7 protein-coding genes and 2 pseudogenes are annotated in these 11063 nt (G+C 70.7%); 4 read left to right on the top strand and 5 right to left on the bottom strand.

The features are described from left to right. Nucleotides 1–25 precede the first annotated feature (25 nt). The 3 genes and pseudogenes from ABT025_RS34545 to ABT025_RS34535 all read left to right on the top strand — a co-directional run. Nucleotides 26–718: pseudogene (locus ABT025_RS34545) on the top strand (GH12 family glycosyl hydrolase domain-containing protein); the annotation flags it as partial. Nucleotides 719–748: 30 nt separating this feature from the next. Continuing rightward, nucleotides 749–1504, top strand: a pseudogene (locus ABT025_RS34540) (cellulose binding domain-containing protein); the annotation flags it as partial. A gap of 204 nt (nt 1505–1708) precedes the next feature. Continuing rightward, nucleotides 1709–3829, top strand: a complete 2121-nt coding sequence (locus tag ABT025_RS34535) for a glycoside hydrolase family 6 protein (protein ID WP_351002615.1) — start codon at nt 1709–1711, stop codon at nt 3827–3829. Between the two features lie 119 nt (nt 3830–3948). On the opposite strand, the gene ABT025_RS34530 is transcribed toward ABT025_RS34535, so the two are convergent. From ABT025_RS34530 to ABT025_RS34510, 5 genes are all read right to left on the bottom strand, one after another. Continuing rightward, the gene (locus ABT025_RS34530; RefSeq protein ID WP_351002614.1) at nt 3949–5019 is read right to left on the bottom strand and encodes an Ldh family oxidoreductase; all 1071 of its coding nucleotides are present in this window, start codon (nt 5017–5019) and stop codon (nt 3949–3951) included. Between the two features lie 17 nt (nt 5020–5036). Then, nucleotides 5037–6746, bottom strand: a complete 1710-nt coding sequence (locus tag ABT025_RS34525) for a thiamine pyrophosphate-dependent enzyme (protein WP_351002613.1) — start codon at nt 6744–6746, stop codon at nt 5037–5039. A 13-nt stretch (nt 6747–6759) separates the two neighbouring features. Continuing rightward, entirely contained in the window at nt 6760–7620 is an 861-nt protein-coding gene (locus tag ABT025_RS34520; RefSeq protein WP_351002612.1) for an amidohydrolase family protein, read from the bottom strand. Between the two features lie 130 nt (nt 7621–7750). Further along, the gene (gene lhgD / locus ABT025_RS34515) at nt 7751–8962 is read right to left on the bottom strand and encodes an L-2-hydroxyglutarate dehydrogenase (RefSeq protein ID WP_351002611.1); all 1212 of its coding nucleotides are present in this window, start codon (nt 8960–8962) and stop codon (nt 7751–7753) included. 42 nt (nt 8963–9004) lie between these two features. After that, nucleotides 9005–10456, bottom strand: a complete 1452-nt coding sequence (locus tag ABT025_RS34510; protein ID WP_351002610.1) for an aldehyde dehydrogenase family protein — start codon at nt 10454–10456, stop codon at nt 9005–9007. Nucleotides 10457–10677: 221 nt separating this feature from the next. Here ABT025_RS34510 and ABT025_RS34505 point away from each other — a divergent pair, with 221 nt between their 5' ends. Continuing rightward, nucleotides 10678–10965 carry a putative quinol monooxygenase gene (locus ABT025_RS34505; RefSeq protein WP_351002609.1) on the top strand — a complete coding sequence of 96 codons (288 nt, stop codon included), beginning with the start codon at nt 10678–10680 and terminating at the stop codon, nt 10963–10965. The last annotated feature ends 98 nt before the right edge of the window (nt 10966–11063 follow it).

Here is an 11063-nt window from a genome sequence, read left to right as displayed (position 1 = left end):
GGCACTCGTGCTCGCCGCCGCGTCGATGCTCACCGGCGCCTCGGCCGCATCTGCGGCGCCGGTCACCGACTGCACCCAGTGGGGAACCACCGAACTGCAGGGCGGGGAGTACCTCTACCAGCAGAACGAGTGGAACTCCGAGACCGAGCAGTGCGTCGGCATCGACCCGGCGACGGGCGCCTGGAGCGTCACCAAGTCCTCGTTCTCCCTGCCGACGAACGGCGCCCCGGCGACGTACCCCTCCAGTTACAAGGGCTGTCACTGGGGGGCGTGCACGACGGACAGCGGGCTGCCACTGCGCGTCGACGAGCTGGGCAGCGTACGTACCGACTGGTCGACCACCCAGGTCGACTCCGGCGCGTACAACGTGTCGATGGACATCTGGTTCAACTCGGCGCCGGTCACCGACGACCAGCCGGACGGCACCGAGGTGATGATCTGGATGAACCACCGCGGCGGAGTCCAGCCGATCGGGTCCCGCACCGCGACGGTGCAGCTCGACGGCCGGACCTGGGACGTCTGGACGGGTCCCGGTGCCTCGGGCTGGAAGGTGATCTCGTACGTCCTGCAGGGCGGCGCCACCGAGCTCGCCGACTTCGATGTGAAGGGCCTGATCGACGACGGCGTGGGCCGCGGGTCGATCAACCCGGCGCACTACCTCATCGACGCCGAGGCCGGCTTCGAGATCTGGCAGGGCGGTCAGGGCCTCGGGATGAACGGGTTCTCCTTCGAGGCGAGCACGGAGCCCGGCAGTGGCGGGGAGGACACCCAGGCTCCGACGGTTCCGGCCGGACTGGCCGTGACCGGTACGACCGAAAGTTCGGTCTCCCTGTCCTGGACCCCGGCGACGGACGACACCGGGGTCAGCGGGTACGACGTCTACCGCGACGGGGTGAAGGCGGGCTCCACCGCATCCGCCTCGTTCACCGACACCGGCCTCGCCGCCTCGTCCTCGCACAGCTACACCGTGCGGGCCAGGGACGCGGCCGGGAACACCTCCGCGCCCTCCGCGACGGTCGGCGCGACCACCGCGGCAGGAAGCGGCACAAGCACCGGTGCGCTCAAGGTCCAGTACAAGAACAACGACTCGTCGCCCGGCGACAACCAGATCAGGCCCGGCCTCCAGCTCGTCAACACCGGCACCACGGCGGTGGACCTGAGCAAGGTCACCCTGCGCTACTGGTTCAGCGGTGAGTCCGGCTCCGCCTCGTACGGAACCTCGTGCGACTACGCGGTCATCGGCTGCGGCTCGGTCACCCACCGCGTGGCGTCGGCCGGTTCCGCGGGACCGGGTGCCGACCACTACCTGGAGGCCGGCTTCACCGGCGGCAGCCTTGCCCCCGGCGCCTCCACCGGGGAGATGCAGCTCCGGTTCAACAAGGCCGACTGGTCCTCCTTCGACGAGACCGACGACTACAGCAGGGCCACCAACACGGCCTTCGCCGACGCCTCGAAGGTCGGGGTGTACGTCAACGGCACCCTGTCCGCCGGCACCGCCCCGTGACCGCCCTCTGAACGGCCGGTCACCCAGCGAACTCCCGATGGCGGGCTGTCCAATCACCCCGCTGTGTCCGCCATCGGGGAACCACCACCGTCCTCACCGACGGGCCACGGGTCACCGTCTCCGCCGACGGCGTCCCGGAGCAACACCCCCACAACCCGTCTGCGGAGAGCTTCCGCAGACGTACGAGAGGAGCACGGAGCCGCAATGAGTACCAGAGGCACGATCAAGCACGGGCTGCGCCGGAGGCTGGCAGCAGTCTCCGCCCTGGCCATGGGCGCGGCGCTGATGGTGGCGATCCCCACCCCCGCCTCGGCGGCCGCGCGGGTCGACAACCCCTATGTGGGCGCCACGGCATACGTGAACCCGGACTGGTCCGCCAAGGCGGCGGCCGAACCGGGTGGCGCCGCCATCGCCGACACGCCGGCCTTCGTCTGGATGGACCGCATCGCGGCCATCGGCGGCTCGGCTTCCGCGATGAGCCTGCGCGAGCACCTCGACACCGCTCTCGACCAGGGCGCGAACCTGTTCCAGGTCGTCATCTACGACCTGCCGGGACGCGACTGCGCCGCGCTGGCGTCCAACGGCGAACTCGGTCCCACCGAGCTCGACCGCTACAAGAACGAGTACATCGACCCGATCTCCGACATCCTCGCCGACCCGGCGTACGCGAGCCTGCGGATCGTCACCATCATCGAGCCGGACTCGCTGCCCAACATCGTCACCAACGCGGGCGGCACCGCCGGTTCCACGGACGCCTGCGCGACGATGAAGGCGAACGGGAACTACGAGAAGGGTGTCGGCTACGCCCTGCACACCCTCGGCGCCATTCCCAACGTCTACAACTACATCGACGCCGCCCACCACGGATGGCTCGGCTGGGACAGCAACATGGGTCCGGCCGCCACGGAGTTCAAGAAGGCCGCCACTTCCGAAGGGGCCACGGTCAACGACGTGGCCGGCTTCATCGTGAACACGGCCAACTACTCGGCCCTCAAGGAGCCGAACTTCAAGATCACCGATTCGGTGAACGGCACCACGGTGCGCCAGTCGAAGTGGGTCGACTGGAACTACTACACCGATGAACTGACCTTCGCCCAGGCGCTGCGCACCCTGCTGGTCTCCGAGGGCTTCAACTCCAACATCGGCATGCTGATCGACACGGCCCGCAACGGCTGGGGCGGCTCCGCGCGACCCACCGGAGCCGGTCCGCTGACCAGCGTGGACGACTACGTCAACGGCGGCCGGGTCGACCGGCGCATCCACGCCGGCAACTGGTGCAACCAGAGCGGCGCCGGAATCGGCGAACGTCCCACCGCGGCCCCCGAGACCGGCATCGACGCGTACGTGTGGGCCAAGCCCCCGGGCGAGTCGGACGGCAACAGCGCCCCCGTCGAGAACGACGAGGGCAAGGGCTTCGACCGGATGTGCGACCCCACGTACACCGGTAACGGCCGCAACGGCAACAGCATGACCGGCGCCCTGGCGAACTCCCCGCTCGCGGGTCACTGGTTCTCCGCGCAGTTCCAGGAGCTCGTGCGCAACGCCTACCCGCCGATCGACGGCGGCGGCAACCCCGGCGGCGGTGACGACACCCAGGCGCCGACCGCGCCGACCGGTGTGACCGTCACGGCGAAGACCAGTGGCAGCGTCTCGCTGTCCTGGACGGCGTCGACCGACAACACCGGGGTGACCGGCTACAACGTCTTCCGTGACGGTGTCCAGGTGGGCTCCTCCACCACGACCTCGTACACCGACTCGTCGCTGACGGCGTCGACCACGTACAGCTACACGGTCAAGGCGAAGGACGCGGCCGGCAACGTCTCGGCGGCCTCCGCCGCACTGTCCGCCACCACGTCCGCGGGCGGCGGCACCGGAACGGGTTCGCTGAAGGTCCAGTACAAGAACACGGACTCCTCCGCGACCGACAACCAGATCCGGATGGGGCTGCAGCTGGTCAACACCGGCAACACCGCGGTGGACCTGTCCACGGTGAAGCTGCGCTACTGGTTCACCCCCGAGGCCGGGGCCTCCACCTTCGGTACCTCGTGCGACTACGCGGTCATCGGCTGCGGGACCTTGACGCACGGTGTGAAGACGGCCGGTTCGGCCGCGGGCGCCAGCCACTACCTGGAGGTCGGCTTCGGCAGCGGCTCCCTGGCGGCCGGCGCGTCCACGGGTGAGATGCAGCTGCGACTGAACAAGAGCGACTGGTCCAACTTCAACGAGGCGGACGACTACAGCCGTTCGACCGTGACGAGTTACGCCGACGCGGCGAAGATCGGTGTGTACGTCACCGGCACGCTCGCCTGGGGCACCGCCCCCTGATCCCGCGCTCCGGCCCCCGTCCCCGTCCTGACACGGTGACGGGGACCGGGCCCCGGGTCTCCCACGGACCCGCCCCCTGCCGGAGGACCGGCAGGGGGCGGTGTCATGTGGCGGGGCCGTCAGAGCACGGTGGGGACGGTGATGCCCGCCTCCGCGGCGGCCGCGGTCAGCTGCTGCCAGACCTTGGGGGCCACCGCGATACCGTTCTCGGCTCGGGCGGCGGCCTTCGCGGCGCTGCGTTCGCCGGGGTAGAAGACCCCGTCCGCGCCGTCCGCCGGGGGCAGTTGCCCCAGCGTGCCCAGGGTGGCGTCCACGGACGCCACGAAGGCTTCGGGGTCACCGAAGGCCGCCGGGTCGATCGCGACCAGGAGCGCGTTCTGCCGGTGCTTGCGGCCCTGGGGGTCGTCCGAGTGGAAGGCCGAGAAGATCGGCGCACCGACGAGGACGCTGGTGATCAGCTCGAAGGCCAGCGACATGCCGGAGCCCTTGGCACCGCCGAGCGGCAGCGGCATGACGGCCTCGGCCGGGTCGGTGGTGGGCCGGCCGTCGGCCGTGGCCGCGGCGCCCTCGGGCAGGGGCGTGCCGCTCGCCTTCGCCTGGCGGATCTTGCCCAGTGCGATGGTGGCGGTGGCCATGTCGAGGAGCAGCGGGGCGTGGTCGGCCGCGGGTACGGCGATGGCCAGCGGGCTGGTGGCCACGGCGGCGCCCTTGACTCCGGTGTAGCCCATGTTGGGCATCCCGGAGACGAAGCCGATGCCGACCAGGCCCTGTTCGGCGATCTTCGACACGTAGTAGCCGATGGCGCCTGTGTGGACGGTGCGGCGTACGCCGACGGTGGCGATGCCATTGGTCCTGGCCCGGCTCACGGCCTCCTCGGCCGCGGCGGTGAGGGCCACCGGGCCGGGGGCGCGGTCGGCGTCCAGGACGGCGGCGGCCGGGGTGGTGGACTCGACCGTGAGCGTCGGCTCGGCGTTGGCGACGCCCTTGGCCAGCAGCTCCAGGTACGCGGGGACGCGGGCGATGCCGTGGGAGTCGACGCCGCGCAGCGCGGCCCAGACGAACACGTCCGCGGTGGTGCGGGCGTGCTCGGGACTGAGGCCGCCGGTCTCCAGGAGGGCTGCGGAGAAGGTGCGCAGGTCCTCGGCGGGGACCAGGATCTTCGCCGGCGCGGTGGTCGGTGTGTCGGTCATGGAGGTTCTCCTGGGGGTCAGCGGGTGACGAGGACGTCGACGACGGCGGTGGTGCCGCCGGCCACGGCCTTGAGCGCCCGTTCGAGGGCGGGGCCGAGGGCGTCCGGGGCGTCGACCGTCTCGGTGTGCAGGCCGAACGGCTCGGCGAAGGCCGCGAGCCGGGGCAGCCGGTGCAGGTCGGTACCCAGCCACTCGCCCGTCTCGGCCGCCGCGCCGTCGGGGTAGAACCTGCGGTGGTTGAGGTTCATCGACTTGTAGACACGGTTGTTGAACACCACGATCAGCACGGGCACGTCGTACGCCTTGGAGGCGTCGTACGACGGGATGACCGGGTTGTAGGTGAACGCGCCGTCGCCGATGGTGAGGACGACGGGCCGGTCCGGAGCGGCGAGCTTGGCCCCGAGCGCGACCGCGATGCCCTGGCCGAGCCCGCCCTGCACGTAGAAGTACGAGTCGGGGTTCTCGGTGAGCAGATGGCGCCTGACGATCCGGCTGTGGGTGATGGTCTCGTCGACGACGATCGCGTTCCGGCCGGCGACCAGGGTGCGCAGGGTCGCCGCCACCAGCACGGGGTCGATGCCCTCGGCCCCTGCCGCCTTCGTCTCGGCGAGTTCCGCCGCGGCCCGCTCGGCCGTGCGGCGTTCGTCCTGGGCGGCGCGCCGCACCTCGACGGCCGCCGCGTCGAGGTCCTTCGCCCTCTTGGTGAGCTGGCGCAACGTGTTCGTCACGTTGCCCTCCAGGTAGCGGTCGGCGAAGAGCACCTGGTAGACGACGTGCGGACGCTGCGGCACCTCGTCGATCACGACGATCTTCGCCTTCGAGGGGCTGCGGCTCGGCGGGTAGAACGGGACCCGGCAGTTGACCAGCAGGATGAGGTCGGCCTCGTCCATCCACGGCCCGATGTCGCTGCCGGCGTGCAGCGGATGGGTGCGGGGGAAGTTGGCGCAGACCGCGGAGTCGGGTTCGACGACCGGGATGTTCCAGGCCTCGGCGAAGGCCAGCAGAGCCTCGAACCCGCCGGCCTCACGCCCCGCCGTCTCCGTGACGATCACGGGGTTGGCGGCCTCGCGGATCATCTGCGCGACCGGATCGACCTCCTCCGGCGAGCTGTGCGTCGAGCCCGGCAGGACGACGGGCTTGGCCTCGCGCCCGTCCCACTCCTCCAGCAGCACTTCCAGCGGGATGTTGAGGTAGGCGGGGCCCGCGGGAGCCCGCCACGCGAGCTCCGCGGCCCGGGTGATCATCCCGGGCAGGGTGTGCACGCTGGCGGCCTCGTTGGACCACTTGGTGAACGGCTGAGCGATGGTGTGCGGTCCGCCCACGATCGACAGGTTGCGGTACCACTGGCCGCCGGGGTCCTGGCCCGGCCCGTCCCCGTACGTGCTCGACTCCGAGGAGGTGACCACCATCGGGACTCCGGCGAGCAGCGCCCCGTGGACGGCCATCGATCCCTGGAGAAGGCCGGGGGCCGCGTGCAGCAGCACGGCCTGCGGACGGCGCTTGATGAGGCCGTATCCGGTGGCCATGCCGACCGCGACGGTCTCGTGCGTGAGGTCGAGGTACCGGGGGCACGGGACTCCGTCGCGGTGGCGGCGGGCCAGGGACTCCCACACCGGGGCCCACTCGGATCCCGATGAGCAGAAGATGTAGTCGGCGCCGACGGCGGTGCAGGCCGAGACGAAGGCATCCCCGCCGTCGGCGCCTGGCGTGTTCAAGGTGTCCGTCATCTCTGGTTCGTCCTCAGCCCTCGATCGGCCAGTCGAGGACCTCGGCGATGCCGCGGCCCATCATCCATTCAAGCTCCTCGGGCGTGAAGTCCCAGTGCTTGGTGAACTGCTCGATGGTGTCGGTGTAGCTGATGCCGTGACCGAGGAGGCGGGTGATGTCGGTGCCGTAGAAGCAGCGCTCGGGTCCCATCCGGTCGACCATCGTACGCACGTACTGCTCGATGTTGCTGTTCGGGAAGGGCTGCGTCGAGTAGCCCGGCAGCGCGGAGAGCTTCACGTAGATGTTCGGGTGCTCGTGCAGGTCAGCGGTCTCCTGGACCCAGTACCCGATGGCGTCGTCCACACAGCGGGCCATGATGCCCATGTGGTCGATGATGATCTTCAGGTCGGGGTGCCGGCCGGCGATCTCGCCGATCTCCTTCTTCCAGATCGGGGCGTGCACCATGGTGGGGGTCTTCAGCTCTTCGGCGATCGGCCAGTACCAGTCGTTGGTGCCGTCGATCATCCAGTTGCGGTCCTGCGGCCGGTGGAAGGTGAGCCGGGTTCCCTTGATGTGCGGGTTCTGAGAGAAGTCCTTCAGCATGGCCTTGCCCTCTTCGGGCTTGTTCTGGGGGATGCGGGCCATGATCCCGAAGCGGTCGGGGTGGGCCTCGCACGCCTCCAGGGCGTAGTCGATCCGGTCACCCTCCCAGGACGGCGGGAGGATCAGGGCCCGGTTGACGCCCGCCTCGTCCATCAGCTCGAGCGCCTCTTCGTAGCTGAAGGCCTCCTCACGGTGGCCGTTGAGGCGGATGCGCTCGCGAGCTCCGGGGACCCAGGGGCGGTCCGGGGTCTCTTCCTTCCAGACGTGGATCTGGGTGTCGACGACGAACATGGCGGTACCTCTTTCGATTCCGAGGAGTGGTGGGGTGCTACGGATGAGACGTTAGGCGGCCCGAGCGGGTCTGCCGATATCCACGCGTGCAAGCTGTTGTTGCACGAATAGGCGCAGTACAGAAGCGAGTTCAGTCCGAGGATCCGTCGCCGAACACGGTGTCCACGATGTGCTCGGCGATCGCCATCGAGGACGTCGCGGCGGGCGACGGCGCATTGCGCACGACGGTCACCGCGCCGACCCGGTGGATGCGGAAATCGTCGACGAGCGACCCGTCGCGGCCCAGCGCCTGGGCCCGCACGCCGGCGCCGCCGCGCCGGACGTCCCCGGCACCGATGTCGGGCACGTACCGCTTCGCGGCCTTCATGTAGGCGCGGGCGGACAGCGAGCCGCGCATCTCCTTGATGCCGGTGCGCCAGTGTTGACGGGCCAGATGCCAGGTGCCGGGGAAGGCGGCGATGCGCAGGAGTTCGCGGACGTCGACCTGGGTGCGGCGGTATCCCTCGCGGGCGAGGGCGAGGACGGCGTTGGGGCCGACCTCCACCTCGCCGGTGACGCGCCGGGTGAAGTGGACGCCGAGGAAGGGGTAGCGGGGGTCGGGCACGGGGTAGATCAGCCCGCGCACCATATGGGCCTTGTCCGGGCTCACCGTCATGTACTCGCCCCGGAACGGGATGATCCGGGGTTCGGCCCCGTCGTCGGCCAGTTCGGCGACGGTGTCGCTCTGCAGTCCGGCGCAGAGGACGAGACGGTCCACGGTGACGCTGTCGTCGCCGGAGGCGACTTCCAGACCGCCGTGGCCGAGCCGGGTCACACGGGTCACCGGGAAGCCGAGGCGCACCTCGCCGCCTGCGGCGACGATGTCGTCGGCGAAGGCACGGGCGATGGCGACGTAGTCGGTGACCGCGGTGCGCGGGGAGTGGATCGCGGCCTTGCCCACGGCGTGCGGTTCGATGTCGCGGATCTCGCCGGCCGTCACCTTGCGTACGCCGGGCACGTCGTTCGCCCGGGCGTTGGCGTAGAGGCCGTCCAGGCGGCTCAGTTCGTCGTCGCCGACGGCGACGACGAGCTTGCCGGACTCCTCGTACGGCAGCGACCTGTCCTGGCAGTACTCGCGCAGCAGGGCGGCGCCCCGGGTGCACAGCCGGGCCTTGAGGCTGCCGGGCGTGTAGTAGATCCCGGCGTGTACGACGCCGGAGTTGTGGCCGGTCTGGTGGGCGGCGACGCCGCTCTCCTTCTCCAGGACCACGACGCGGGTGCCGGGGCGGCGCAGGGCGATCTCGCGGGCGGTGGCGAGACCCACGATGCCGGCGCCGACGACGCCGATCGTCTCGTCAGCCATCGGCCCCTCCTCTCTGTTCGGGTGGTACGGGTGGTACGAGCGTCATACGCCGAAGTGGATCGCGACGGTCTTGACGCGGGTGTAGAAGCGAAGGGCTTCGGTGCCCTGCTCCTTGAAGGGCGACCCGGAGTCCCGGAACCCTCCGAAGGGGTGGTGGACGTCCCAGCCCGGGGTGGTCAGGTTGACCGCGATCTGCCCGCACTCGGCCCGGTCGGCGAAGCGGTGGGCGGCGCCCAGATCCCGGGTGAAGACGGCGGCGGCAAGTCCGAAGTCGGAGTCGTTCACCGCGTCGACGGCCTCGTCGAACGAGTCCACGGCACGCAGGGCGAGGACCGGGCCGAACACTTCGTCGCGCCAGATGTCCATGGCGGGCGTGACGTCCGCGAGGACGGTGGGGCGGACGAAGCAGCCGTGCTCGGGCAGCGCCTCCCCCGTGCCGGCCCCGCCCGCGATCACGGTCGCGCCCTGCTTGACCGCGCCCTCGACGGCCGCGAGCACGGCGTCGCGCTGACGGGCTCCGGACAGCGGCCCCATGGTCGTCCCCGCGTCGAGACCGGGTCCCGTGCGCAGGGCCGCGACCTCGACGAGCAGCAGCCGGGTGAACTCCAGGTACACGTCCCGCTGCACGATGACCCGGCTGGTGGCGGTGCAGCGCTGTCCGGCCTGGCCGAACGAGGCCGCCGCGACGGTCTTCGCGGCCTTGGGCAGGTCCGCGTCGGCGAGGACGACGGATGCGTTCTTGCCGCCCAGTTCGCCCTGGAAGCGGATGTTGCGGATGGCGAACCGCTCGCGCAGGCGGTCGCCGACCGCGTTGCCGCCGGTGAAGGTGACCGCGGCGATGCGCGGGTCGCCGAGCAGTGCCTCGCTGATCTCGCCGGTACGGCCGGTGATGACGTTCAGTACGCCTGCGGGCAGACCGGCGTCGTGCAGCGCACGGGCCAGGTGGAGTCCGGAGACGGGGGTCTCGGTGGCGGGCTTGAGCACCGCCGCGTTGCCGGCGGCCAGGGCGGGCGCGAGCTTGCGGGCCGGGGTGATCAGCGGGTCGTTCCAAGGGGTGATCGCCAGTACGACCCCGAGCGGCTCCTGCTGGGCGCTGGTGCGGGTGTCGGGGCGGACGTCGTTCAGCAGCGTGCCGTAGCCGCCGCGGCCCACGAGCGTGGCGTAGTACTCCAGGAAGTCGGCGGCCTTGAGCGCCTCGCCGCGCGCCTCGGCGCGGGTCTTGCCGTTCTCCGTGGCGATGTCGGCGGCGATCTCGTCGACGCGCTCCCGCAGCAGCCCGGCCGCGCGGCCGAGTACGGTGCCGCGCTCGATGGGGTTGGTGCGCCGCCAGAGCACCGCGCCCGCCTCCGCGGCGTCGTAGGCGCGGGTGACGTCCTCGGGGCTCAGCGCCGGGACGCGGAAGGCGGGGGCACGCAGGTCGGCGGGGTCGTGCACGTCGATCCACTCGCCGGAGGCCACCCACTCCCCGCCCAGGAGGGTTTCCACGGTACGCATCACAATCACTTCTTTCGTTCGCCGCGATGCGGTCGTCGCGGTCGCGGATCCGGTTTCGGGGAACCGCCTGTACGACACACCACCGGAGGGCACGGCGCACAGAGCCGGGACGGCAGTCATTGGTTGCACGTCGTGAGGGCCGCGGCGGGCTTGATCCGTGCTGGAATCGGCTGGCCCGAGGCGCAGTCGCGCACCACCGCAGGACCGAAAGAGAGACACCCATGGCGTACGCCGTCTTCGCCCACTACCGCTGCGAGCCCGCCGACGAGGCGACGGTGCGGGACGCACTGCTGAAGATGCGCGAGCACACCCGGAACGAGCCCGCGAACCGGGAGTACGAGGTGCACGCGCAGGAGGACGTACCGGGCGGCTTCGTGCTGTACGAGGTGTACGCCGACCGGGCGGGATTCGACGCGCACGCGTCGACGGACCACTTCGCGGAACTCATCGTCGCGACGGTGCGTCCGCTGCTGACGGACCGGACGGTGACGTTCGCCGAACGTCTCTGAGACCAGGTTCGGGAACGGCCGGGTAGCACCGCGGTGCTTACCGGCGCACCGGTGTGCCGGGTGAGAACATCGGCCAGCAGCCAGTCGCAGTCCACGCC

Source organism: Streptomyces sp. NPDC002809, from assembly GCF_040295435.1.
Classification (GTDB): Bacteria; Actinomycetota; Actinomycetes; order Streptomycetales; family Streptomycetaceae; genus Streptomyces.
Note: the sequence above shows the minus strand (reverse complement) of the source record. Positions and strands in the feature narration are given on the sequence as shown.

Coding starts and splice junctions, on each gene's coding strand:
- ABT025_RS34535 (WP_351002615.1), top strand. CDS start 1,709: ATGAGTACCAGAGGCACGATCAAGCACGGGCTGCGCCGGAGGCTGGCA.
- ABT025_RS34530 (WP_351002614.1), bottom strand. CDS start 5,019: ATGACCGACACACCGACCACCGCGCCGGCGAAGATCCTGGTCCCCGCC.
- ABT025_RS34525 (WP_351002613.1), bottom strand. CDS start 6,746: ATGACGGACACCTTGAACACGCCAGGCGCCGACGGCGGGGATGCCTTC.
- ABT025_RS34520 (WP_351002612.1), bottom strand. CDS start 7,620: ATGTTCGTCGTCGACACCCAGATCCACGTCTGGAAGGAAGAGACCCCG.
- lhgD (WP_351002611.1), bottom strand. CDS start 8,962: ATGGCTGACGAGACGATCGGCGTCGTCGGCGCCGGCATCGTGGGTCTC.
- ABT025_RS34510 (WP_351002610.1), bottom strand. CDS start 10,456: ATGCGTACCGTGGAAACCCTCCTGGGCGGGGAGTGGGTGGCCTCCGGC.
- ABT025_RS34505 (WP_351002609.1), top strand. CDS start 10,678: ATGGCGTACGCCGTCTTCGCCCACTACCGCTGCGAGCCCGCCGACGAG.